Annotated in this window: 23 protein-coding genes; 17 read left to right on the top strand and 6 right to left on the bottom strand. The window is 44.4% G+C overall.

Features of this window, described 5'->3' with window-relative positions:
* Positions 1–72 precede the first annotated feature (72 nt).
* Genes RJ41_RS16785 through RJ41_RS16775 form a run of 3 tightly spaced genes read left to right on the top strand, consistent with a single transcriptional unit; the run spans position 73 to position 4,132 of the window.
* Positions 73–2,172, top strand: coding sequence for a type I secretion system permease/ATPase (locus RJ41_RS16785; protein ID WP_039223203.1), 2,100 nt, complete (start codon positions 73–75; stop codon positions 2,170–2,172).
* Positions 2,169–3,536: an HlyD family type I secretion periplasmic adaptor subunit gene (locus RJ41_RS16780; RefSeq protein ID WP_039223201.1), complete on the top strand. Its 1,368-nt coding sequence runs from the start codon at positions 2,169–2,171 to the stop codon at positions 3,534–3,536. The genes RJ41_RS16785 and RJ41_RS16780 overlap by 4 nt, the downstream gene beginning before the upstream one ends.
* Positions 3,536–4,132 carry a response regulator transcription factor gene (locus RJ41_RS16775; protein WP_039223198.1) on the top strand — a complete coding sequence of 199 codons (597 nt, stop codon included), beginning with the start codon at positions 3,536–3,538 and terminating at the stop codon, positions 4,130–4,132. Before RJ41_RS16780 ends, RJ41_RS16775 begins: the two co-directional genes overlap by 1 nt.
* Here the strand turns inward: RJ41_RS16775 and RJ41_RS16770 are convergent.
* The 3 genes from RJ41_RS16770 to RJ41_RS16760 form a co-directional block, all read right to left on the bottom strand.
* Positions 4,107–6,041 carry a bifunctional diguanylate cyclase/phosphodiesterase gene (locus RJ41_RS16770; protein WP_039223196.1) on the bottom strand — a complete coding sequence of 645 codons (1,935 nt, stop codon included), beginning with the start codon at positions 6,039–6,041 and terminating at the stop codon, positions 4,107–4,109. The two genes, RJ41_RS16775 and RJ41_RS16770, sit on opposite strands and share 26 nt — an antisense overlap.
* Before the next feature lie 6 nt (positions 6,042–6,047).
* Complete coding sequence (locus RJ41_RS16765) at positions 6,048–6,728, bottom strand: transglutaminase-like cysteine peptidase (RefSeq protein WP_039223194.1); 681 nt, start codon at positions 6,726–6,728, stop codon at positions 6,048–6,050.
* Positions 6,729–6,881: 153 nt separating this feature from the next.
* Positions 6,882–8,015, bottom strand: coding sequence for a flagellar assembly protein T N-terminal domain-containing protein (locus RJ41_RS16760; protein WP_240485819.1), 1,134 nt, complete (start codon positions 8,013–8,015; stop codon positions 6,882–6,884).
* Between the two features lie 332 nt (positions 8,016–8,347).
* Between RJ41_RS16760 and RJ41_RS16755 the strand changes: the two genes are divergently transcribed.
* Positions 8,348–8,833, top strand: a complete 486-nt coding sequence (locus RJ41_RS16755) for an LPP20 family lipoprotein (RefSeq protein WP_039223188.1) — start codon at positions 8,348–8,350, stop codon at positions 8,831–8,833.
* 112 nt (positions 8,834–8,945) lie between these two features.
* On the opposite strand, the gene flgN is transcribed toward RJ41_RS16755, so the two are convergent.
* The 3 genes from flgN to flgA all read right to left on the bottom strand — a co-directional run bounded on the left by flgN (position 8,946) and on the right by flgA (position 10,601).
* Positions 8,946–9,377, bottom strand: coding sequence for a flagellar export chaperone FlgN (flgN, locus tag RJ41_RS16750; RefSeq protein WP_039223186.1), 432 nt, complete (start codon positions 9,375–9,377; stop codon positions 8,946–8,948).
* A 71-nt stretch (positions 9,378–9,448) separates the two neighbouring features.
* Positions 9,449–9,778, bottom strand: coding sequence for a flagellar biosynthesis anti-sigma factor FlgM (gene flgM, locus RJ41_RS16745; protein WP_039223183.1), 330 nt, complete (start codon positions 9,776–9,778; stop codon positions 9,449–9,451).
* A 103-nt stretch (positions 9,779–9,881) separates the two neighbouring features.
* Positions 9,882–10,601: a flagellar basal body P-ring formation chaperone FlgA gene (gene flgA, locus RJ41_RS16740; RefSeq protein ID WP_240485818.1), complete on the bottom strand. Its 720-nt coding sequence runs from the start codon at positions 10,599–10,601 to the stop codon at positions 9,882–9,884.
* A gap of 269 nt (positions 10,602–10,870) precedes the next feature.
* Between flgA and RJ41_RS16735 the strand changes: the two genes are divergently transcribed.
* The 13 genes from RJ41_RS16735 to flgL all read left to right on the top strand — a co-directional run bounded on the left by RJ41_RS16735 (position 10,871) and on the right by flgL (position 23,761).
* Entirely contained in the window at positions 10,871–11,800 is a 930-nt protein-coding gene (locus RJ41_RS16735; protein ID WP_039223181.1) for a chemotaxis protein CheV, read from the top strand.
* A 15-nt stretch (positions 11,801–11,815) separates the two neighbouring features.
* On the top strand, positions 11,816–12,646 hold the full coding sequence (locus tag RJ41_RS16730) for a CheR family methyltransferase (protein ID WP_039223179.1): 831 nt from the start codon (positions 11,816–11,818) through the stop codon (positions 12,644–12,646).
* A gap of 203 nt (positions 12,647–12,849) precedes the next feature.
* On the top strand, positions 12,850–13,281 hold the full coding sequence (gene flgB, locus RJ41_RS16725) for a flagellar basal body rod protein FlgB (RefSeq protein WP_039223176.1): 432 nt from the start codon (positions 12,850–12,852) through the stop codon (positions 13,279–13,281).
* Positions 13,282–13,283: 2 nt separating this feature from the next.
* Positions 13,284–13,706 (top strand): flagellar basal body rod protein FlgC, encoded by a 423-nt coding sequence (gene flgC, locus RJ41_RS16720; protein WP_025254327.1) that lies wholly within the window; start codon positions 13,284–13,286, stop codon positions 13,704–13,706.
* A 31-nt stretch (positions 13,707–13,737) separates the two neighbouring features.
* Positions 13,738–14,424 (top strand): flagellar hook assembly protein FlgD, encoded by a 687-nt coding sequence (gene flgD / locus RJ41_RS16715; RefSeq protein WP_039223172.1) that lies wholly within the window; start codon positions 13,738–13,740, stop codon positions 14,422–14,424.
* A 14-nt stretch (positions 14,425–14,438) separates the two neighbouring features.
* Positions 14,439–15,824 (top strand): flagellar hook protein FlgE, encoded by a 1,386-nt coding sequence (flgE, locus tag RJ41_RS16710; protein ID WP_039223169.1) that lies wholly within the window; start codon positions 14,439–14,441, stop codon positions 15,822–15,824.
* Positions 15,825–16,049: 225 nt separating this feature from the next.
* Positions 16,050–16,793 carry a flagellar basal body rod protein FlgF gene (locus RJ41_RS16705; RefSeq protein ID WP_039223167.1) on the top strand — a complete coding sequence of 248 codons (744 nt, stop codon included), beginning with the start codon at positions 16,050–16,052 and terminating at the stop codon, positions 16,791–16,793.
* A gap of 46 nt (positions 16,794–16,839) precedes the next feature.
* Positions 16,840–17,628: a flagellar basal-body rod protein FlgG gene (flgG, locus tag RJ41_RS16700; RefSeq protein WP_039223165.1), complete on the top strand. Its 789-nt coding sequence runs from the start codon at positions 16,840–16,842 to the stop codon at positions 17,626–17,628.
* 11 nt (positions 17,629–17,639) lie between these two features.
* Entirely contained in the window at positions 17,640–18,320 is a 681-nt protein-coding gene (gene flgH, locus RJ41_RS16695) for a flagellar basal body L-ring protein FlgH (protein WP_084081958.1), read from the top strand.
* Positions 18,321–18,335: 15 nt separating this feature from the next.
* Positions 18,336–19,448: a flagellar basal body P-ring protein FlgI gene (locus RJ41_RS16690; protein WP_039223159.1), complete on the top strand. Its 1,113-nt coding sequence runs from the start codon at positions 18,336–18,338 to the stop codon at positions 19,446–19,448.
* 60 nt (positions 19,449–19,508) lie between these two features.
* Positions 19,509–20,459 carry a flagellar assembly peptidoglycan hydrolase FlgJ gene (flgJ, locus tag RJ41_RS16685; protein WP_039223156.1) on the top strand — a complete coding sequence of 317 codons (951 nt, stop codon included), beginning with the start codon at positions 19,509–19,511 and terminating at the stop codon, positions 20,457–20,459.
* A 28-nt stretch (positions 20,460–20,487) separates the two neighbouring features.
* Positions 20,488–22,530, top strand: coding sequence for a flagellar hook-associated protein FlgK (gene flgK, locus RJ41_RS16680; RefSeq protein ID WP_039223154.1), 2,043 nt, complete (start codon positions 20,488–20,490; stop codon positions 22,528–22,530).
* A 7-nt stretch (positions 22,531–22,537) separates the two neighbouring features.
* On the top strand, positions 22,538–23,761 hold the full coding sequence (flgL, locus tag RJ41_RS16675; RefSeq protein WP_039223152.1) for a flagellar hook-associated protein FlgL: 1,224 nt from the start codon (positions 22,538–22,540) through the stop codon (positions 23,759–23,761).
* Positions 23,762–23,764: the final 3 nt, after the last annotated feature.

Here is a 23,764-nt window from a genome sequence, read left to right as displayed (position 1 = left end):
TGGTAGGCCTATATGAAGGAAAAAAAGGTCGTAGACGACATATCTTATTTGGAGAGACAAGGGGGAGTGTTGATGGATTGTTTAATAACAATCTGTCACGCCCACCATTTAGATGTATCTCGAGTTAGCTTGCTTAGCGGGCTGCCTTTAGATCACGGTGAACTATCACCTACTGGATTTGAGCGCGCAGCAAAACGCGCGGGACTCGCCAGCAGAACGGTAAAGCGCGAACTAGACCATATCAACACTGCAATTTTACCCGCTGTTTTAGTGCTTAATGAGAAGCAGGCCTGTGTACTGCATGGGCTCGATAAAACACATGCCAGAGTTTCTTATCCAGAACTCGACGATGCTGTGGTGGAAGTACCTAGAGATGAACTAAGCGCCTGCTATACGGGGTACGTCATTTTTGCTCGGCCTGAAATGAACGCGCAAGATACCAATGCTCAAATTGATAAGTCATCAGTGGGGCACTGGTTGTGGTCATCTATAAGAACGGCAAAAGGCTTATATCGTGACGTACTCTTAGCATCTGTATTTATCAGTTTGCTCTCTATCGCATTACCCCTATTTGTGATGAATGTTTACGACAGGGTAGTTCCAAACGCAGCGTTGGAGACATTGTGGGCGCTAGCTGTTGGCGTTTTACTTGTGCTAGCGGCAGATTTTTTACTACGCATGCTTCGGCAGTACTTCGTTGAACTGGCGGCGAGCCGGTTGGATGTCACGCTGTCGGCAAAAATAATGGAAAAAGTGCTGTCTATAAATTTGGCAAGCAAACCTGCTAAAAGCGGTTCATTTATAAACAGTCTACAGTCTTTTGAGAGTATCCGTCAGTTCTTTGGTTCTGTCACTTTAGTGGCTCTAGTAGATTTACCTTTTGGGCTACTGTTTGTGGTTATTATCGCTATGATCGATTTTTATCTGATCATTCCAATCCTTATTGGCGCCACTGCGCTTTTTCTTTATGCCCTGAAAGCGCAGCGGGTAATGCGCTCTTTGTCAGAAGAATCGATGGAAATCAGTTCTCGTAAAAGTTCGCTTGTGACTGAAAGCGTAACGTCTTTAGAGGACGTTAAAGCCTTCGGTTACCAAAGTAGAAACCAAAGTGCGTGGGAAAAGCAGACGATATTTCTAGCTAAAGTGAACGCTAAACTCCGTTTAGTATCAATGTCGGTAAATAACGCAGCGCTTTGGATCCAGCAATCGGTGGGTGTGGTTATCATCCTCACTGGCGTTTACCTCATTATTGAGGGGGTAATTACCCAAGGTGGGTTGATTGCTGCTTATTTACTATCAAGCCGAGCTATGGGACCGGTTTCTCAGGCTGCTGCTTTGCTTGCACAATTTCATCACGCTGAAACCGCAAAGAATGCCCTTGATGACATTATGTCGCTGCCAAGTGAAACAGGCAGGAATAAACAAATAAAAAACAACGTTGTGCTTAAAGGAAATATTGACGCTAGCCAGCTCTGCTTTAAGTATCCCGACGAAACCGTTCTTGCGCTAAAAGACATGAGCTTCTCTATCAAGCAAGGAGAGCACGTTGCCATCTTGGGTAAAAACGGATGTGGAAAATCAACCTTAAATAAGCTCCTCATGGCTTTTTACCGTCCTGAATCCGGGCAACTTTTGTTGGACGGAATAGACCTACAGCAATATGACCCTACGCTACTACGTAAACAAATAGGCTATGTACCGCAAGACGTGAGCCTTTTTCATGGCTCACTAAAAGACAATATCTTGCCAGATGACACGCATATCGACGACGCTGAGTTTTGGGAGGTCATAACTCAATGTGGTTTGGCAAAGCTTGTTAATGGAAGCGCGAGTGGCATAGAGCAGAATGTAGGAGAGCGCGGCTGCTTGTTATCTGGCGGGCAACGTCAAGCTGTGGCTATGGCAAGAGCCATAGTGCGAGACCCTGCCATCTACATTATGGATGAACCTACTTCAGCCATGGACTCGACCAATGAAGCGCAAATGAAGGAAACGATCAAGGCGGCGACAGCGGGTAAGACTCTTATTATTAATACGCACAGAACCACACTGCTTGATTTGGTAGAGCGGGTAATTGTAGTAGAAAACGGAAAAGTGATTGCCGACGGTAAGAAGGAAGAAGTGCTAGTGCAGTTTAAGCAGCCCAGTCAAGTATTGAAGAGGGCACCATGATTTTGAAAAGTGATGGTGAGAAAAAAGACTGGTTACAGCGGCTTATGCGAGGCTGGCTTGCGCCGCCCCCAGGTCAAGATTGGGTGTTAGAAGCTGAATGGTCACGCATTATGCAAACGCCAGTGAAAGCCCGTGGTTTACTCTATGCAGTAGTTATAGCGCTGTTTCTGTTGGTGGTGTGGTCTTACTTCGCAGAAATTGACGAAGTTGCCAAAGGTGATGGCAAAGTTATTCCATCTCAACAGCTTCAAGTGCTGCAGTCTTACGATGGCGGGATAGTACAGGAGATTTTAGTACGCGAAGGACAAACGGTTAAAGCAGGGCAGGTGTTGTTGAAAGTAGACCCGACACGTTTTTTGTCCAGTTTGGAAGAGAATACCACGCAATTTGCAGCACTTGCTGCGAAGGTTCAGCGCTTGTCAGCACTGACTCAGGGAGAAGTGTTGCGTTTTAATCGAAATCTTCGCGAACAGGCACCTACCATTGTTGATAACGAACGAAAACTCTACAACTCAAATTTAGCTGAACTTGATGAAGTGGCTGCGGGGTCAGATTCTCGAATTATGCAGCGTCGACAGGATGTAGAAGAAGAACGGGCAAACCTTTCTCAATATCAGAATGTGCTTTCTCTTTCTCAAAAAGAGCTTGCGGTAACCAAACCATTGTTAGCATCAGGTGCGGTTTCAGAAATAGAAATCCTTCGTTTAGAGCGTCAAATAGTAGAGCTAGAAGGAAATATTACTAAATCTAAAGTTGCGATTGAGCGTGGTTTAAACGCCATTGAAGAAGAAATAATTAAGAAGGAAGAAGCACGTCTTAAACTCGTTAATCGATGGAATCAAGAATTGACCGAAGCCACCGCTGAAATGGCGACGCTTCAGCAATCTCAAACCAGTTTGGAAGATGTGGTATCGCAAGCGGATTTACGTTCGCCGATTAATGGAACGGTTCAACGGCTACTTATTAATACGGTTGGCGGCGTTATTACGCCTGGTAGTGCCGTTGTTGAGCTTGTTCCTCAAGATGATCAACTCATTGTCGAAGCAAAAGTTTCACCAAAGGATATCGCATTTATAAGAGAGGGGCAGCCTGCCATTCTTAAGTTTAGTGCTTACGACTTTACCATTTATGGCGGAATGTCGGCCGAAGTTCAGCATATTAGTGCCGACGCTATCACCAATGACAAAGATGAAACTTATTACCTTGTAAGACTTGAAACAAAGCGCAGTATCGCCGATGAGTCTCTTGATATTCTGCCAGGTATGATTGTGCAAGTAGACATTTTGACGGGAAAGAAAACGGTACTTAACTATATTTTGTCGCCTTTGTTTAATGTGACAGCCTCTGCGCTGCGGGAGCGTTAATGAGACATTTCATTGCTGAAAAAGACTTGCAAGGTGCACCCACCCAATACTCATGGTCTAGTTACAGTAGTATCACTGAATTAAAGTGTGATAATAGCGATTGCGTTTGGGTTTTGACAGCCGGTGATAGCTGGCGCCAACAGCTGATAGAAGCCAAACAAAAAGTAAATAACCTTGTACTGCTAACTTACAAATATGACCGGACAGAGATGCAAACGGCGTTAATGTTAGGCGCTAGAGCGTACTGCCATGCATTGGGTACACAATCTCTACTCTCTTCGGTAGCACGTGTTATTGAGGCGGGAGGCATGTGGTTGCCCAATGAATTATTAACACAGACCACATCAAATATAGCCGCTAATATGCAAACGAAGCGGGTTCTACCCTCATTGCAAGAACTTACAAACCGAGAAAAAGATGTATTGAATGGTATCTTGGAAGGGTTAAGTAACAAAGAGATAGCAAGAGAGCATGGTATTACTGAGCGTACCGTTAAAGAATATGTTGGTACGCTCCTTCACAAGTTTGAAGCGAAAGACCGGATAAGCTTATTGCTTCGTATAGGTGAGTTTAGTCATCTAAAAGATGCTCTATAACTTCAATATGCGAGACCACACCGTCTATCCCTAATTCAATGAATAGTTCTTGGTAATCTGAACGCTTTACGCCGTCTGCATAGACCTTTATGCCAAAAGTATGTGCAAGAGAGCAGAAGCCACGTATAAAGGCGTGGTTAGCTGGGTTGTAGTCGATGTCTGACATGAACGCTGAATCGATTTTCACATAATCCAACCCCATCTCTTGAACGTTCAACAATTGAGAGAAGGATTCTCCAACTCGCTTTAAACCCACTTCGCATTCTTTGGCTTTGAGCGTTGTACAAAAATCTCTAAACTCATCAGGGAAGCGCGTAGCGGTAGATTCGCGTACCTCGAAACATAATTGTTTTGCAGCTTTTTCGTTGCTACCAATCTGATAATAAAGTTGAGCAAGAACTTCAGGATTAAGCATTAATTGCTCAGAGCACAAAAAGGCAAACTTCGAATCTGTATTGGTGCGGTTTATGTAGTTAATTAGGCTAGTAATCGTAGTTAGCTCGAGCTGAGGTAAAAGCCCCAAATAGCGAGCCCAGTGGGTATAATAACCACTTTTTCTTAGTTCGCCATCTATAGTTACTCCCGCCCAACTTTGGTAGTGAACCAAATTGCGATCAATATCCAAAACGGGGAAGTTAAAGGTTTCTACGCCACACTCTTCAATAGTATTTTGAAGTTCTTTTTCCCAGCGTTTTTGCTCTACTAAGCTAATAAATTCTTTGAGTGTTGACTCTATGAAGGGTTCGTCCATATCCAATAATTCTGCTTCGTCAATCATCGCATCTGCCCGCATTAACAAGGCAGAAAAACTGTCGTCAGGACGAAGTTTAACAACAGATTGGAATACCTTCGGATCGCCTGCTTCACTGAATGCACTCAAGCAAGCGCCGTGGACCGCTTCTGAAATACCCATAGCGTCATGGGTTTCTGTAAGCAGAATAGCAAACTCGTTTTTCTGCATTCTTGCAATCCGGCTGTCGGTAAACTGATGATGATGTAGTGATAAGCAGTCGTTAATTTCCCCAACGAAATCACGAATACGCTTTTTTCTGGTTGCTGCAGGTGTGCGTAAAAAGCCTTCGCCTTCGGTGAATCTAACAAAGAAAAGGCAGTTCACACCTTCCGTGTCTCTAAAAGCCAGCTGTCCTTTTAGAATTGAAATGAAATAATCCCTATTTGCTACACCAGACTCGTCATCGAATTGCGTTTTGTAGCGCATAATATCAAGACGCGTGTTCTCTTCCTCCATGATCTTTCTAGAATTAGTGGCGAGAAAGTTCATCGCGCGTACAACACGCTTGAGCTCTAATGTGCGAGGCTCTTTGAGCTGGATAAATTGCATTTTCTGGAATGATTCAGCCTGGCGCACAACACCATCTAGAGGGCGAATAATGAAGCGTAATGCCCAGCCTCCCAATAGGCCCGCACATATACCTACAAGTGATAAACCGAAAATAAGTCGCTGTGTAGCTCGCCACATAGATGCAACCGCAAAGCTAGTGTCGGTCTCTACATAAACCGTGCCGTACTGACCCCATCCTTCGCTTACTTGAGCAACGCCTGGTTTAACGATGGGGGAAAAGTTATCTGAGAACCACTGCGGTGTATCCTTATCTAATTGCACTTCATGTGTATGCGCAGTAACAATTTCGCCATCAGATTTTTGAAGTACGATAGAGGCATAATGACCAATATCAAATTGTGACATGATAAAGAGGTCTAAAGAAACAGGGTCTTTTTCAAGGCCACTTAACGTTAGAGCAAGCATACTCGCATTGTCTAAGTTTTTTGAATAAAGTTGTTCTTCTACGTATTGTTTCGTAGTAAACCCATGAATTGTGACACTACCCGCAATTGCAACAAGGACGACAGCTGCTATGGCAAGCCATAATTCTCTTGTTATTGACATAAACTCCTAAGACCTTCTGCTAATCCCCTCTTGCTTCATGCGTTCAATAACGTCACGCCACCTTGATAGTCTGCTTGTAGAAGTCGAGACTTGCGCCGTTTTCCCAGGCTGCCAAATTCCTGAATCATTAAAACTGAAAACAGGAATTAAGTCTGTCCGTTGAGAGCCTGGCAACACATTAGACACTAAGCTGTCGAGCACTAGAGGATCCGATGAAGGGGTGTCATAGTATCCTAAAACCATGTGTGCTTGGGTTACCCGGCTTCTACCAATCTTTGCTTTAACATAAATTAAGCGAAGTTTAGAGCTATCGATACCTAAGTGTAGCAGAGCTACGTATTTTGCAATGGCATAATCCTCACAATCTCCGCGAGAATGGCCAAAAAGTTCAGAAGGTGTTGCCCAATAGTCCTTTTCTTTAAAAACGACATCGTCAGTGGCGTATTGGATATGCTCGTCAAAGAAAGCGTTTACACCGATAAGCTGCTCTTTAACGGCCTTATTTTCAAGGTCGTGAAGTCTTATTTCTAGCGCGCTGACATGTAATACTTTGTCAGCTCCAAAATTATTTTTAACTTCCTGTTCGAGTTTTGGGAACTCGATTACGTAGTGATCCCTCAGTTGTTGTCCAGCCAGTAACAAGCCTACTAATGCTAAGCAATGCGACGCAAACAGAGAAAGGGTCATATTTGATTTGTATAGGTCATACTAAAGTATAAGGTAGAGTACTTGCCTCTACCTAAATTTTAAGTATCGAATATGATACGTTGTTATAGATATAACACGACCTTGTTGATATTCCAACCATAGCGATAAGTAATTGATAAAGAGAAAGCTGAGTTATTTCTTAACTACAAAATCGTTTTCCTGAATATTCGCCGTAATGCCCGTCGTAGCGTTGACCACCACAGACGAATTGCCAAATGCACTATCAACAATAAATGTACCAGGGTAGAGCGTATATTGAAGATATTTTCTACCGCGATTGTCGACCACTTCTTTGGCTTGATAAAGGTATAGTTCATCTTTTTCAGAAATGCCATTATCTCGTCCGAGAGATATCGAAATTTTATTGTTCGCAATACTGATGACTCGCCCAGTAACTGGTTGGCAGGCTGTCGCTTCTTTAATATCTTCTATTAATTGATTGATCGCCCCGTCTATTGCTTGGCCGTAGCGCGACTGCCAAAAGGTTGACGAAAATTCATCGACGTCTTCAAACCTATCAAATGCCCACTCTTCGTTAGTATCGTAAGAGGAACTGAACAACAGACCGCCGTTTATTCCGTCATAAACTTGTACAGACATCGCAAACGCACGATGTGAAGTGTTGCTTCGCCACGGTGTAAATACGGATGCCTCTTTTTGCGTAACGCTTAAATCATCAATAACCCCGATAATAACGAATTGCGTGTTACTTTGATCTGACAGCGTACGAACGTTTTGGTCGGTATAGCGGCTATCAAACTTTGCAGTATGGGGCGCAACGTAAGTAAGGCTCAGATTATCTGTCTGTTCTTGCAAGGCCTTTGCTAAACGTTGTGTAAACGCTTTATCAAAGTTCGGAATATTTCCTAGGGTTAATTGCGCTCTGTTTCTTATCCTAAAATGTGTTGTCGCAAAGTGCTTTTCGTCCTGCTGCGCTGAGCATATTTTTCCTCTGGGAAATATGTCTGCACGCACACTAACCGTGACTACATCACCGTTATAAATTTCGCTCACAAGTTCTAATTGTTCGACTTCGCCCGTTGAGCGAATAGTCATCTCTTCGTTTTTCAGAAGTCCGTTGGCTAAATTGGCTACGCTTTGCACGGATGCCCCAGCAAACAACATAGCTTGTTTAAGCGCATCTTGTGTTGCAGCGCGTTTTGCTGCTTCTTTATTACCATTCACTACCACGGCTTGCCCGGTAGCTTCATACCAAACGGCATGGACTTGCCCCGCCACAAGGCCTAGTAGGCAAACTGCCGCCATGATTCTACTTAAACATGCCATAAGCGCTGTTCTGCTCGGTTTTCGCACGTTGCACCTCTGTGGTTGCTTAGTTATTGCGCTGAAATAATGTCGTAACCTTGGTGGGAACTATGCGAAAAAAGTGCCAATTAAAGAGAGAAGTTGTCTTTGAAAAAAACGGGCGCATTTATTGCTTATTTCCCTATTACTAAGGTATGTGACTGCAAAGCGACTTTATGGAGTTTGACGTTATTCATTACGCTTTGATGAAATGCTATTAGCTTATAAAGATTAATAAGATCAACATTTACATGTCACTAACTCGTTACTGATGCATACAGAGGTTTTACGTTATGTGGTTGAACAGACTAAAGCATTCAAGGTTACTTTTGCGGTCTTCCATATTTGGCCTAGCAATCTCATTGAGCGGTTGCGGCGTTATCGATAAACACGTTGAATGGGAAACTGTTGAGCCTGAAACTTATCCTGTTTTAAAGGCTGTGGGCTATGCGCCTATTTCATCGCAAAATGGCGAGTCCGACAGTATGAAATTGATCATGGCAATGAAAGCGTCAAAATTAGATGCATACCGTGAGTTAACCGAGCAGGTATATGGTCAAAAAATTGAAGGTAGTCAGTCTGTATCTGGTCTTGTTGTTGACAGCGAAACATTACGCGCGTCGGTCGAAGGAGTGATAAGAGGTGCCGAGGTGATAAAGACTTATCCTGTGGGAGATGATACCTACGTTACCGAGCTTTCTCTAGACATGCAGCAGGTATACGATATTTACTTGTCAACTGCAAAGCCACGTCGAGTGAAGGATGTAAAGTATTACTAGAGGTAATCCAAAGGAGAATTGCACCAGCAACCTCGTCATTCAGCACATAAAGGTGCGTAATAAGGGCGTGAAATTACCTGCTGGTGCGGCATAGACACCGCGGCGTAAACGCCTAAGCACTCACTCCGGAGCCCAAAGTTCCGCCTTTCGGTTTCCCTTTTTTGTCATAAGTAAGCGACTCTTTTGCTCGAACTTCCATCATCAAATTTCGCAAATGTGTGAGGCGTAGCTGTCCTTGCTCTACGGCTTTTTGATTGACCTGTGTTCGATACTTACAATCTTCGAGAAGCTTCTTAGCGTCAGCCATTAACGCTTCATCTTCTTCCGACATTGTAACTTCGCTGCCGATAGCACTTTCAATACTGGCATCCAGCGCTTGGATAGACGTCAGAAGGGTTGTTTTTTCATCCAATAAATTCATTAAAGATTCAGCATCACGTGAGCTAATAAGCTGCAATTCTTTCTCAAGCAAAGCGGCAAGTGAAGACATCTGCTCTACTTGACGTGATAATGCTTGTTTTAGTTCGCTTGCTTGTTCTGTCACTGTACTTATCTCATGATACGGATATTAATTGCTGCGATCGATTACGTAACACCGATTAAATTAACGAAGAATTATTTAGCGCCAAAAATCTCGGATTCAAGTTTCGCTATTTTATTCGCCAACGCCTCTGGATTTACTTTGTAATCACCGCTTTGGATCGCTTTCTTAAGGCGGTCCACTTTCTCTTGGTTCACAGGTGCTTCAGACCCTTTCTTTTGCACTTGATTCAACTGCTGAGCAGATTGCGTCAATGAAACCGAGTCTTGTCTTGGCGCTGGAGCTGTTTGTGCCGACTGCGCTGAAGCTTGTTGTTGAGATTGTTGCGTCTGATTTTGCTGCGCAACTTTCCCGTTATCAACGGGTGTTTTAGGTAACCCATTGTTTATATTGTTAATTGCCATATCTGGTCCTCACTACTCTTTTGCCTCTGTGATATATATCGGCCTTTAGGCTAATATCTTTAGCTAAATTGGAAACAAATTAGTAGATATTTCACGCTCACTTTTACAAGTGTATCACGACTTCTTCAGGGCTTGCGACTCTGGCAATTACGGCCTTCTGGCTACTGGCATTAATCACCTTTATGTTATCGCCAACTACGCCATCTTGCTGCGCTATTCCTGCCGTCTTAACTTCCATTCCCGCAACCTCTGCGGTAATTGTAATTCTGTCGCCTTTACATACAAAGCATAGCATATTTGACTGTATAGCTTGACCATCGGTGATACGACGCTTCATTCTGGCGCCAATCAACGAATCTAAATCGGTAAATGCGGTATAACGTAACCGTCGTACGTCAACTTTTGCCAGGGCTAAATTAGATGACGTTAAAACAGTTCCCGGGCTTATTGCTCCTTGAGTGACTACAATTTCCTTGGTGCGCGTTACCTGTCCGCTAGTAAACAAATACCATTCATTGTTCTTACAGCTTACTCTCACTGATATGTAAGATTGGCTAAGTGCTTCCTGCGATGCATTGTATTGAAAGCCCGTTGGGCAGTCAGGAATATTTATCCTATCGTCTATCTTCACAATGTCGACATCAATGTTAGTATCCTGCGTAGTATCAATGAGTTGATTTATCAAATACTGCTTAGCACCTTCTTCAACTCGCTCATGGTTAGTCGTTGCCCCATAGCATTGTGCGCTAAGTAAACCGAGCACTAAGCTGGTGAACGAGCGATAAAATGTAATCCGCATTTTGTTGTTTATATTTTTCATCATGACTTTTCGTGTTCAGTTTGCGAGTTATTGACTATGCTTAATAAAATATATGTTTGTGAATATCAGGTTTGGCGACAAAATAAACTTCAAAGGTTTGCTTAGAATGCTTCGACAACGACTCATCTAGCGGGTAACGTTGAAATTCATGTGAAGCTTAAATTAACCATAGGCGTCATTTTTCTGTCGTTTGACCTGCAAAAATTTAGTGATATTGTCTATCTTTATCATAAGAGGCAATGATCATGCCCAGTATTACTTAGAGGTGACCTATGTCGGGGATTTTAGATTCGGTAAACCAGCGAACACAGCTTGTTGGGCAGAATCGCTTAGAGTTGTTGCTGTTTAGACTGAACGGTCGTCAACGGTTTGGTATTAACGTGTTTAAAGTGCGCGAGGTACTTCAGTGTCCGCCGCTTACTGCAATGCCGAAATTAAACCCATTGGTTCGAGGTGTAGCGCATATTCGCGGCCAAACTATTTCGGTCATCGATTTAAGTATGGCAACGCGCGGTCGAAAGATTGAAGACCTTTCCAATGCCTTTATTGTAATTGCCGAGTACAACCGTTCTGTTCAAGGTTTTTTGGTGGGCGCTGTTGAACGTATTATTAATACCAACTGGGATGCCATTATGCCACCGCCACAAGGGACAGGGCGAGCAAGCTATTTGACGGCAGTGACCGAAGTTGAAAACGAACTCATTGAAATTCTAGACGTGGAAAAAATTCTAAACGAGATTTCTCCTCTAAATGCTGAAGTGAGTGCGGACGTTGCTGAAGGACTGACTACCGAAGGGCAAGAGAATAAAATTATCTTCATCGCAGATGACTCGGCGGTAGCGAGAAATCAGGTGAAAAAGGCACTTTCATCGCTAGGGCTTGAAATTGAACTCGCGAAAAATGGTCTTGAGGCACTCAATCGACTTAAAGAAATTGCCGAAGAGTACGGCGATGTGACAAATCGTGTAGGTGTATTAGTCTCAGATATTGAAATGCCGGAAATGGATGGCTATACCCTTACTGCAGAAATTAAAAATATACCCGAACTTCAGAAACTTCATGTGGTACTGCACACGTCGTTAAGCGGTGTTTTCAACCAAGCTATGGTACAGAAAGTCGGTGCGGATGACTTTATCGCGAAATTCCATCCAGACGAATTAGCGACAGCAGTTCAGAAATGGCTAATGACTGAGTGCGAGTAACGGAGCAAAAACGGATTGGCTAATAAAGACGTTTCGCCTGCAAGTTATCTAAAGTTTAGAGAGTTTCTTGAAAAGCAATGCGGCATAGTGTTGGGGGAGAATAAACAATATCTCGTTCGGAGTCGTTTGGCTTCGTTGCTTTTTAAGCATAAATATGAGTCAGCAGACGAACTTATTGATGTTGTTGTACGTGGTTTTGACAGGACCTTGTTGCAAAGCGTTATCGACGCGATGACTACTAACGAAACATTATGGTTTCGCGATAATTATCCGTTTGACCTTCTTATAAAGGAGCTGCTGCCGACCTTATCTGCAAAGAACCAAAAACTCCGTATTTGGAGTGCTGCTTGTTCATCTGGTCAGGAACCTTATTCCATTGCTATGTCGGTGCTTGAATTTCAACGTCAACGCCCAGGAGCCTTGAGAGCTGGTGTCGAAATAGTGGCGACTGATTTATCATCTGAAATGTTGCAGAAGTGCGAATCTGGTATTTATGATGAATTGTCGTTGGCGAGAGGTTTATCTCCCCAACGAAGACAAGCATTTTTTCAACAAAATGAAGAAGGCCTAATGCAGGTAAAACCTGAAGTTCGCCGTATGGTGAGCTTTAGAAGTTTAAACCTGCTCACGAGTTATGCAGCACTTGGCCGTTTTGATATTGTATTTTGCCGCAACGTGTTGATTTATTTCTCTGCAGAAGTAAAACAGCGGATCCTGCAACAAATTGCCGGACAATTGCAGCCTAAGGGCGTGTTATTCCTTGGCGCATCTGAATCTATCAGTGCCGCAAGCGATATATACAGCATGGTAAAGTGCCACCCAGGCCTTTACTACCAAAAAAAATAACTTAATTTACGGACCTGATTAATAAAGGCTTTTATAGATCAGGTCAGAATTATAACGACTCTATTTCCCTTCTAAATCTCATTCTGGCATCTGCCTTGCTAACTATTTCTTCAAACGACAATAAAACGGCAAAAGTCTGACTTTAAATACGCGCGTTTAATCTGTCATCAGGAAATATTCTTAAGTTTGTCAGAGGTCATGTTATGGCTATAAACCTAGATAAGTTGGTGGGTTTTCACGAATCAGCGCTCACTATACGTACCGAGCGTATGGAAGTGATCGCCGGTAATTTGGCCAACGCTAATACGCCTGGTTATAAAGCACGAGACATCGATTTCAATAAAGCCATGCAGTCTGCTATGCAAGAGGCATCAGGCAGTTCAACAGGGCACTCTTCGAAAATGGTGCGGACTAATGAGCGCCACCTAAGCGGCAATTCCACGTCAGTGGCGGCAAATTTTGACATGCAGTACCGCATTCCGACTCAGCCAGACACTGGTGACGGGAATACGGTTGAAGTTCAAGCGGAAAGAAACCGATTTTTAGATAATGGTTTGCGTTACCAAGCTAGCCTCGAATTTTTAAACGGAAAAATTAAAGGCATGAAAAAAGCGCTTAGCTCAGGAGGTCAATAGTCATGAGTTTATTTAATGTTATGCAAATCTCGAGCACGGGTATGGAGGCGGAAAATGTTCGCCTTAACACCACGGCCAGTAATATCGCCAACGCAAACTCGGTAAGCAGCAGCTATGACGAAACCTACCGAGCTCGCCATCCAGTTTTCGCAACAGCATTACAAGATGCCATGCGTGATCAGTCTAAGGGGGCAGGTGTTCAGGTTAAAGGCATTGTAGAAAGTGACGCACCGCTTAATGTGGAGTATTCGCCTAATAATCCAATGGCCGATGAAAACGGATATATCTATAAGCCTAACGTCAACATTGTGGAAGAGATGGCGAATATGATGTCGGCGTCTAAGGCGTATGAAACGAATGTACAGGTAGCGGATACCACTAAGCGAATCTTCCGCCGTGTATTGCAATTAGGTCAAGGGCAGTAGTTTGCCGCTTGAATAATGTGAGGATTTATCAGTGAACACCATAAATAACACCGGCTTAAATACTGATCTGTATTGGCAGGAAGAAACCGTCAAAATTGCTGATGGTACAGAGCAGCAGTTAACCCAGGAAGATTTCTTTTCGATGTTAACTGAACAGCTAGCTAATCAGGATCCCACTGCACCGGTTGATAATGATCAGATGGTGGCGCAGATGACATCATTTACGATGGCGGACGGCATTTCTCAGCTTAACGAGAAGTTCGAATCTTTTGCCGCTTCAATGACATCAAATCAGGCACTGCAGGCGTCGAGTCTCATAGGGCAAAACGTGCTAGTTCAAGGCAACGTTGGTTACATGGCAAACGAAGGTGATGGAATCTCAGGCGTCATCGTAAATGAGAAAACGGTTCAAAACATGACAATTAGCATTGAGAACCAGTTTGGTGAAGTGATTAAAACCATTGATGCAGGTACACAGAGTGCAGGCAACATAGAGTTTGAATGGGACGGCAAAGATAAACATGGCAACCAGATGGCGCCGGGTGAATATGTTATCAGTGCCACTGGCGAACTAAACGGTGAAGGTGTGCAGCTTAATACTGCCGTTAATCGTCATGTTGGAAGTGTAAGCTTGGCCGGCAGCGGTCAGGGCGTAATTTTGAATTTGGATGGTGATGTCAGTATCAATCTTGATGACGTCATTCAAATCGGCAGTTAGTAGGAGAATCAATAATGTCTTTTAATATTGCACTGAGTGGCGTATCGGCCGCACAAAAAGATTTGGATGTAACCGCCAACAACATCGCAAACGTAAATACAGTTGGCTTTAAAGAATCCCGTGCTGAATTTGGTGATGTTTATGCGGCATCATTGTTAGCTGGTGGTAAAACGAAAGTGGGTGACGGTGTACTCACCCAAGAAGTCGCACAGCAATTTTCTCAAGGTAGCCTTCAGTTTACCAATACCTCGTTAGACCTCGCGATTACGGGTAACGGTTTCTTTGCGACAGTACCTGAAATTACTTCACGTGACTTCTCGTTTACTCGTGCAGGTCAATTCAAGCTCGATAGTGACAACTTCGTGGTAAACAGTAATGGTGACAACCTTCTAGGCTTCCCGGTAAATGCTGATGGAACCAGTGCTTCTGTTGCGCTAAGTACTACTGAGCCTGTTCGTATTCCTGACTCTTCGGGTTCACCGCAACAAACCTCAGAGGTTGATATTCGTATGAACCTTCCTGCTGGCGACGTTGGTTTAGATCCGCAAGACTTCAACCCTGAAGATCCGTTGACTTATAACGCGGCCACGTCAGTTACTGTGTATGATTCACTGGGTGATAGCCACGTTATGACCTATTACTTCATAAAAGACGGTTCACCTGGTGTTGATAACGAATGGTACGTGGCTACAGCAGTTGACGATACCCTCGTTGATATGACAGATTCAACGGGTGCTGACACTGACCCAGCTACAGCGGTTAACTCAGTTGGCGGAAATACAGGTAATGCCGTAACCGCGTCTAAGCTTATTTTCTCTCAAGGTGGTGATTTCTCGGCTATGGAAACACCCGATGGCTTACCTACGCTAGATTTTAAAATGCAAACTGAAGCACTAGGCGCAGGCATTCTTGCAAATGGTTCAGATCCGACGCAACAGATAAGTATAGATTTTAACCTTGATGTGAATAACGCTACGCCTAATGAGCCGACTCAGTTCGCTTCAGCGTTTGAAGTCACGTCATTAGAGCAAGATGGTCTGCCAGTAGGCCGATTAACAGGTATCGATATCGGCCCTGATGGCCTAGTTCGCGCTACTTTCTCCAACGGAACCTCTGAGCCTATTGTTCGTGTTGCACTGGTGCGTTTTTCTAACGAACAAGGCCTAACACAAGAGAGCAGCACACAGTGGAAAGAAAGTATTCTTTCAGGTGAGGCTCTAGCGGGTGAAGCAACAACCGGTACCTTCGGTGAGATTAATTCATCAGCCCTTGAACAAGCCAACGTTAACCTGACCACCGAGCTAATCGACATGATCATTGCTCAGCGTAACTTCCAGGCTAACTCGCGAGCGCTTGAAGTAAATAATTCACTGAACCAGACTATTCTGAACATTCGATAGTTAGCGTTTAGACTTGTTAAATAACACAAAAAAGCGGCAATACCTTGACGTCCAAGCCCTCCATTATTGCCTATATTTACATGAGCCGCAGAATAGCGGCTCTGTTATTTTCCTCTAAATATCAACTTAATACGCTTTATATTTTCTACCTGAGTTAAAAAGTCACAGATTGGCATTGCCTTTGCAAAATCTTGTTTAAGGTTTAATCAGAGTCAAAAGTCAGTCATGGACAAACTTCTCTATATTTCAGCGAGTGGCGCCTCCCAAGACCTATTAGGAACGGGAATTAGAGCCAATAATTTAGCTAACGCACAAACGACGGGTTTTAGAGCTCAGCTAGAGCAAGCTAGATCAATGCCGGCCTACGGCGAAGGCTTGCCAACCCGCGTGTTTTCTATGACTGAAAGCCCGTCTAACAATTATGAGTCGGGGCCTATGATAAAAACGGACCGCGATTTAGATGTGGCCATTCAAGGGGATGGTTGGTTCGCAGTACAAGACCAAAATGGTCAAGAAGCTTATTCCCGTGATGGTAACTTCAAATTAGGCGACGACGGAATTTTGACAGACATTCACGACCGTGTCGTGCTAGGGGACAACGGGCCGATTTTTTTACCTGTGCCTCTTGATAACCTAAATATTGCCTCTGATGGCACCTTGTCAATGAGGCAGTTAGGCGCCCCGGCCAATGTGATCGAAGAAGTGGGTCGCCTTAAGTTAGTTTCGCCAAATTACGCCGACATGGAAAGAGGCACTGATGGCTTGTTTAGAATGGAAGATGGCTCAATTGCGCCAGCCAATGCCAACGTCAAAGTAATGTCTGGCATGCTTGAAGGCTCAAACGTTAATGCCGTTGAAGAGATGGTGGACATGATAAGCCTTCAACGTCATTACGAGTTACAAGTCAAAATGATGAAGCAAGCAGAAGAGCTTGATACTCGCGGTAACCAGCTACTGCGCATCCTGTAAAAGAATTTTTATCACCGTTGCCCTATGAGCAACGTCGGAGGTTAACATGCATCCAGCATTGTGGATTAGTAAAACCGGACTAGACGCCGCACAGACTGATGTGGCAGTTGTGTCTAACAACCTTGCGAACGCTTCAACAGTGGGCTTTAAAAAAGACCGCGCGGTGTTTGAAGATTTGCTATATCAGAATATCAATCAGCCAGGTGGGCGTTCCTCTGCTGATACAGAGTTGCCTTCTGGACTAATGCTTGGTTCAGGTTCAAAAGTGGTCGCTACGCAAAAAGCACATACGCAAGGCAACTTGCTCACCACTGAAAACGCGTTGGATATGTCAATTCAAGGCCGAGGCTACTTTGAAATTTTGCAGCCTGACGGCACTATCGCCTATTCACGAAATGGTCAATTTTCATTAAATGACCAAGGGCAAATCGTTACCTCTGGTGCTGGTTTCTTGCTTCAGCCTGAAATTGCAGTTCCTGAAGATGCACAGCAGATTACTATTTCTCAAGATGGTGAAATCAGCGTGAGCATACGGGGCCAAGCTGAACCACAGGTGCTCGGTCAGCTTAATATATCCGACTTTGTTAACCCAACCGGCTTACAACCAACTGGGCAGAACCTTTATGTCGAGACGGCGTCAAGCGGTGCACCTATTCAGGGGATCCCTGGCTTACAAGGTTTGGGTTATATCTCTCAAGGCACGCTAGAGACATCTAACGTGAACGTGACCGAAGAACTAGTAAACCTTATCGAAAGCCAGCGTTTGTATGAAATGAACTCAAAAGTCATCTCGTCGGTCGACCAAATGCTTGGTCAGGTTATTCAGCAACTATAATGGGTAGCATCATGCGTATTTTAGGTTTATCTGTTGCACTGCTTTTACTTGGCGGTTGCGCCAGTACAAATGAGCCTCCCGTTCAGGCAAACGACCCCTCGTTTGCGCCGGTAGTGCCAGATTACCCGCGTGAGACGGTGGTCGAAGACGGTTCGTTATTCCGATCGCACATGGCTAACAGTTTGTATTCAGATGTTACCGCGAGAAGAGTAGGCGACATTATTACTGTGACGCTCAGTGAAAATACGCAAGCGAGTAAATCAGCAGATACAAGCACTGCTAAAGATACGAATGTAAACCTCAATCCCATAACTGGATTAGCTGGCCAAGCGATCAATATTGGCGGTCAATCAGTGCAGCTTGGCATAAGCTCTTCGCGAGACTTCACGGGCGATGCTGCTGCTAATCAGAGTAATAGTTTGATTGGTGCTATTTCAGTTACGGTAGTGGATGTGCTGCCAAACAGTAACTTAGTTATTCGTGGCGAGAAGTGGTTAACCCTCAATCAGGGGGACGAATATATCCGCTTAACAGGCATAATTCGCCCTGCCGACATCAGCCCCGAGAATGAGATAGTCTCTACGAAAGTGGCTAATGCTCGCATTCAGTATTCAGGCACGGGGACATTTGCCCGAGCGCAGGAAAAAGGCTGGTTGACCAAATTCTTTGATTCAACTTGGTGGCCTCTTTAGGGTAGGAGAGTGAACATGCGTTTATTTTCAGTTGTATTAGCCGTATTAACGCTGCTTTTATCTTCACAAGCAGTAGCGCAGCGCATCAAAGATTTAGCAAGTATACAGGGCGTGCGAAGTAACCAATTGGTTGGTTATGGATTAGTAGTCGGCTTACCTGGAACCGGTGAGCAGAGTCCTTTTACTGAACAAAGCTTTAGGACCATGCTAAGCAATTTTGGTATCAGCCTTGATGCTAATACCAAACCAAAAATCAAAAATGTGGCGGCGGTTGCTGTTCACGCAGAGCTTCCCGCTTTTGCCAAGCCGGGTCAAACGATTGACATCACAGTATCGTCGGTTGGCGAGGCGTCGAGTCTTCAAGGTGGAACCTTGCTTCAAACGTTTCTTCGCGGTGTTGACGGTAAGGTCTACGCGGTAGCGCAAGGCAGCTTGGTTGTTAGTGGTTTTGGTGCACAGGGCGGCGATGGGTCGCGTATTGTTGTTAATACGCCTACCGTAGGCAGGATTCCAAATGGCGCAATGGTAGAGCAGTCTGTACCAAGTGGCTTCGCTAATGGCGACACGCTAACACTTAACCTGCATTATCCAGACTTTTCAACAGCTAAAGCACTAGCAGATACCATCAACGAGCGTTTAGGCGCACAACCTGAAAACGGTTACGTCATTGCTAAACCTATTGATGCTGCCTCTGTACGTGTGACTGCTCCTCGCGATGTGGGTCAGCGTGTGGGCTTTTTAGCTACGCTTGAAAACTTTGAATTCACGCCTGCTGATGCGCCGGCGCGGGTAGTCATTAACAGCCGAACGGGCACCATTGTTATTGGCAGCGACGTACGTTTACTTCCTGCGGCAATTACTCACGGTGGCTTAACCGTGACTATTTCTGAAAACCAGCAGGTTTCTCAACCTAATGCATTTGGCGAGGGTGAAACCGTAGTCACCACACAATCAATAGTTGATGTGGACTTGGCTGATAGCAGAATGTTCAAGTTCGAGCCAGGCGTCACTCTTGACCAGCTAGTACGTGCCGTTAATGAAGTGGGCGCGGCACCGGGCGACTTAATGGCAATATTAGAGGCACTTCGTCAGGCAGGCGCGTTACGCGGTGAACTCGTGATTATCTAAACGAACTAATCACACCAATAATAGCTCGCGAGAAAAATAGGTATCAGCGGAACAAATACGATGGAAGCATTAAGCACAAAAAATCAGCTTGATATGGCGCGCAACGTCCATGATCTGGGCAGCATCAACAAAATGCGTGAAGCCATTGCGTCAGGCGATGAAACGGTATTGCAAGAAGCTGCCCAGCAGTTCGAGGCAATATTTGTGCAAATGATGTTGAAATCAATGCGTAAAGCGCAAGACGCCCTTGCTGATGAAAACAGCCCATTTAATTCACAACAAGTGAAGTTTTATCGTGACATGCACGACCAGCAGCTTGCTACAGATTTAACATCAGGCGGTGGCTTGGGGTTGGCTGATGTGATTGTGAAGCAGCTGGGCCAAACCGAAAACAGTTATACGCCGGCAAGCGTCATTAGAAGTGACGGTGATATTTCATCATTAAATAGAAACCGTGAATACAAGGTCGCTCAAGCACAAGACATGGCGCTTTCTTCAAACTCAATCAAAACGCAGTCGGCACAAAAAGACGCCATGTTCGAAAGTCCAGAACAGTTTGTTGAGAGCCTTATGCCTATTGCCGAAAAAATAGCGGCAAAGTATGGCATGGATCCCAAAGCGATAATTTCCCAAGCAGCCGTGGAGACGGGGTGGGGAAAATTTGTCATTCACAAATCCGACGGCACTAGTTCTCACAATCTATTTGGCATAAAGGCTAATAAAGGCTGGCAAGGAGAACAGGCGGTGGTGGATACATTGGAATTCAATAATGGACTGCCTCAGAAACAAAAAGCTGCCTTTAGGTCTTACGGATCGGTTGAAGAAGCAATGGATGACTATGGCCGTTTTATCACTTCACAGCAGCGATACAGTCATGCTGTGGAAAATGCTTCAGATGCTGCGCGTTATACAAGTGCGCTCCAAGAGGCGGGCTACGCTACTGACCCTGAATACGCGAGCAAGATAATGGCTGTGTATAACAGCGAACGTCTTAGCGCGTTAATGCCGTAGTCGAGGGGCCATAGGTGAGGAGAATACAGTGAGTTCTGTTGATTTATATTCATTAGCCACAAGCGGCGTAAACGCTAGCAGCAAGTTACTTCAAACAACGAGTAACAATATCGCCAACGTCAACACGCCAGGCTATGTTCGCGAGCGCACTGAGCTTCAAAACAGCCAAGTTTTTGGTGTGGAGATCGGCAATACTGAGCGTATTATCAACGTTTTTGCACAAAATCAGCTGCGTCGCGACATAACAGCGGTAGGAGAACTGGAAGCCTTTTCTAGCAAAACAACGGCTATTGATAACCTGTTGGCAAGTGAAGCGAACTCAATTTCAAAAGGACTAAGTGAGTATTTCTCTGCTTTACAAACGGCAGCAGATGACCCAACCAATTTGGCGTCACGTGAACAAGTATTGAGTAAATCCGAGTCTTTGTATAACCGAATGAGAACGTTATCTGACTATATGCTAGAAAAAGAGGAAGAGCTCAACCTAGAGTTCACGTCGATGGTGAACCGAGCAAACACCTTGATTGGCAATATTGGCGACTTGAACCGCAATATTGTTATTGCCAATGGTAACAATACGAGCGATCAACCAAGCGCTCTGCTCAACGAAAGAGACCAGGCTATCGACGAGCTTGCTTCTATCATGGGTATTACGGTTAAAGAGAGCACTACACAAAATGGTGCTGTGACCATTAATCTTACGTCAGGTGAGTCACTCGTTCTTGAAAACGGTGCATTCAACCTTTTTGAGTTAAGCTCTAGTGCGGATTTAACGACGAAAGAAATTAAGTTAGAAACTGACTTTGGCTCACAAACCAAAAACAACGCATCATTACGAATTTTGGAAAGTGATCTTGGCGGCGCATTGGGTGGGTTGTTTGAGTATCGCAATGAAGTGTTAGGGCCAACAATGCGTGATGTAGGTCAGCTCTCCGTCGCTTTCGCCGATGCGATGAATACTCAAAATAAATTGGGTATGGATTTAGACGGTCAAATCGGCACTAACATTTTCGATATTCCTTCGTTCAGAGGCTTAGCCTACGAAGATACCAATGGCGACTATGTTGTTAATGCGCAGATTACCGAGGGTAAAGGCGCTGAATTAACTGACGCCGATTATAAAATTGAAGTGACGGCAGTTTCTGCAGGTGTGCCCAGCGAAATAGAAATTACGTTTTTGAATCCAGATGGCACACCGAAAAAAGATGGTTCAGGTAATGACATTATTTTTTCAAACTTTGCTATATCGCCTGGTTTTAATGAATTGCCTGGTGGTATTGAAATAGACTTTGCGGGGAGCGACCCCTATACCATTGGCAACGAGTTTCTGATTCAGCCAACCAAAGACGTGGCTTCAAAGATAAGTTTAGCCTCCGACCGCCCCGAAGATTTGGCTTTTGCAAACCCAGTAAGAGCCGGGGCCGATAGCACAAATTTAGGCAGTGCCAATATTGTAGATGTAACAGTGTCAAATACGGAAGTGGGCACTTCTGCTTTTGACGGAGCGGGTGGCCTTTTAAATACAGCGCCAGCTCAAATTAGCTTTACCGCTGCAGATACCTACGAGGTATTAGATGGAAGCGGTACAGTGTTAGCAACTGTCACAGGAACAACAAATTTAAATAATCTTATTACTCAGGCAGGAATAAGCCCAGACCCTGGTTTTGATCTCAGTTTAGACGGTGTACCAAAAGCAGGGGATAGCTTTTCAATTAGCTATAATACAGATGGCTTTAACGACAACAGCAATGCGCTTAATTTAGCTGCTCTTCAAAATGAAAACAAAGTACAGGTGAGTAGCGAAGCGACGAATAGGCCTAGAACCTTTCAAGATGCCTATGCGTCTATGGTAGGACGCATTGGTGAAGATGCATCAATGGCCAGTGTCTCATTGGCTTCCGCTGAAGCGATGAAAGTACAGTCGCAAAACTGGTTTGAGTCTGTTTCAGGCGTAAGCTTAGACGAAGAAGCGGCAAACTTGATTAAGTACCAACAAAGCTATGCTGCCGCAGCACGAATTTTGTCTACGGCTCAAGAATTATTTAATACCATTTTGCAGTCAGCAAGGTAGGTGAGTTATGCGTATATCAACGAATCAAATTTATGATCAAAACATGCGCTCGATTATGCAAAATCAGGGCGACTTGGCGAAAACCCAAGAACAGCTAGCTTCCGGTAAACGCATTATTACGCCCAGTGACGACCCTGTTGGCGCAGCGAAGGTACTTCGTTTAACCGAAGAAATTGATGAGCTTAATCAGTTCCAGCGGAATAACGATTTGGTAACAGGCTCACTTGAGCAGCAAGAGGCTGTGCTAACGAACATTACCGACTCTATTAACCGTGCCCGCACTCTTATCGTTCAATCTGGCAATGGCATATTGTCTGACCCAGATAAGCGCGCAATTGGCGCTGAATTAGAGCAAATCAAACTCGAAGTGTTTGATCTGATGAACACCCAAGATGCAGACGGCAATTATTTATATGCAGGTTTTCAATCTGGCAATCAGGCATTTGAATATAATCCCGCAGCGAGTGGGAATGCCATTACCTTTGCAGGCGACCCCGGTGTGAGCTTTGTTCAGCTATCTAATAGCTCGAAGATTCAATCAACCAGTAACGGATATGAAGTTTTCGAAAACGTGCTATCGCGATTTAAATTTTCAGTTGATGGCACTACTGGCGCTACGATAAATACAGCCGCGGTTAAGCAGCAGGGCACATTTGATACCTTTTTTGACAAAAGTTATGACCCGGTCAATGCGGCGAATAACGATTATCGAATAAACTTTCTTGCTACCGGTCAAGCGGAGCTTGTCAATCAAGGGACTGGCGCAGTTGTCGATTCTGTTTCTTATACTTCAGGGCAGCCTTTTACTATTAAGGGTATGGAGTTCGATGCTACAGCAGCGCCTGGTGATAGCATCGATTTATCATTTGATGCCCCTGAGAAAAAAAGCATGGCTCAGTCAATCCACGAAATCCAAACTATTTTAATGGATTCCACTATTGATAATTCAGCGCTTCAGGAATCGATAGCCGATGCATTAGTGGGTTTAGATAACGGGCTTGAAAAGCTTTCTCTAGAGCGTGCGTCTATAGGTAGTCGGTTGAACATCGCGGAGAGTACTTATGAAAGTAACCTTGATATGGAAATTGCGGCAAAGGCACAGCGCTCATCAATTCAGGATGTGGATTATGCAGAAGCATCTACTGAATTTGCGAAGCAGGAGACTGCATTGAGTGCAGCGTTAGCAACGTTTCCTAAAGTCGCTAACTTGTCGCTATTTGATTTTGTTTAGCGG

Origin of the sequence: Alteromonas marina, from assembly GCF_000808575.1 — a bacterium.
GTDB lineage: Bacteria > Pseudomonadota > Gammaproteobacteria > Enterobacterales > Alteromonadaceae > Alteromonas > Alteromonas marina_A.
Note: the sequence above shows the minus strand (reverse complement) of the source record. Positions and strands in the feature narration are given on the sequence as shown.

Excerpts from the sequence above, each read along its gene's own strand:
- RJ41_RS16785 (WP_039223203.1), top strand. The coding sequence starts at position 73 with ATGGATTGTTTAATAACAATCTGTCACGCCCACCATTTAGATGTATCT.
- RJ41_RS16780 (WP_039223201.1), top strand. The coding sequence starts at position 2,169 with ATGATTTTGAAAAGTGATGGTGAGAAAAAAGACTGGTTACAGCGGCTT.
- RJ41_RS16775 (WP_039223198.1), top strand. The coding sequence starts at position 3,536 with ATGAGACATTTCATTGCTGAAAAAGACTTGCAAGGTGCACCCACCCAA.
- RJ41_RS16770 (WP_039223196.1), bottom strand. The coding sequence starts at position 6,041 with ATGTCAATAACAAGAGAATTATGGCTTGCCATAGCAGCTGTCGTCCTT.
- RJ41_RS16765 (WP_039223194.1), bottom strand. The coding sequence starts at position 6,728 with ATGACCCTTTCTCTGTTTGCGTCGCATTGCTTAGCATTAGTAGGCTTG.
- RJ41_RS16760 (WP_240485819.1), bottom strand. The coding sequence starts at position 8,015 with ATGGCGGCAGTTTGCCTACTAGGCCTTGTGGCGGGGCAAGTCCATGCC.
- RJ41_RS16755 (WP_039223188.1), top strand. The coding sequence starts at position 8,348 with ATGTGGTTGAACAGACTAAAGCATTCAAGGTTACTTTTGCGGTCTTCC.
- flgM (WP_039223183.1), bottom strand. The coding sequence starts at position 9,778 with ATGGCAATTAACAATATAAACAATGGGTTACCTAAAACACCCGTTGAT.
- flgA (WP_240485818.1), bottom strand. The coding sequence starts at position 10,601 with ATGATGAAAAATATAAACAACAAAATGCGGATTACATTTTATCGCTCG.
- RJ41_RS16735 (WP_039223181.1), top strand. The coding sequence starts at position 10,871 with ATGTCGGGGATTTTAGATTCGGTAAACCAGCGAACACAGCTTGTTGGG.
- flgB (WP_039223176.1), top strand. The coding sequence starts at position 12,850 with ATGGCTATAAACCTAGATAAGTTGGTGGGTTTTCACGAATCAGCGCTC.
- flgC (WP_025254327.1), top strand. The coding sequence starts at position 13,284 with ATGAGTTTATTTAATGTTATGCAAATCTCGAGCACGGGTATGGAGGCG.
- flgE (WP_039223169.1), top strand. The coding sequence starts at position 14,439 with ATGTCTTTTAATATTGCACTGAGTGGCGTATCGGCCGCACAAAAAGAT.
- RJ41_RS16705 (WP_039223167.1), top strand. The coding sequence starts at position 16,050 with ATGGACAAACTTCTCTATATTTCAGCGAGTGGCGCCTCCCAAGACCTA.
- flgG (WP_039223165.1), top strand. The coding sequence starts at position 16,840 with ATGCATCCAGCATTGTGGATTAGTAAAACCGGACTAGACGCCGCACAG.
- flgH (WP_084081958.1), top strand. The coding sequence starts at position 17,640 with ATGCGTATTTTAGGTTTATCTGTTGCACTGCTTTTACTTGGCGGTTGC.
- RJ41_RS16690 (WP_039223159.1), top strand. The coding sequence starts at position 18,336 with ATGCGTTTATTTTCAGTTGTATTAGCCGTATTAACGCTGCTTTTATCT.
- flgJ (WP_039223156.1), top strand. The coding sequence starts at position 19,509 with ATGGAAGCATTAAGCACAAAAAATCAGCTTGATATGGCGCGCAACGTC.
- flgL (WP_039223152.1), top strand. The coding sequence starts at position 22,538 with ATGCGTATATCAACGAATCAAATTTATGATCAAAACATGCGCTCGATT.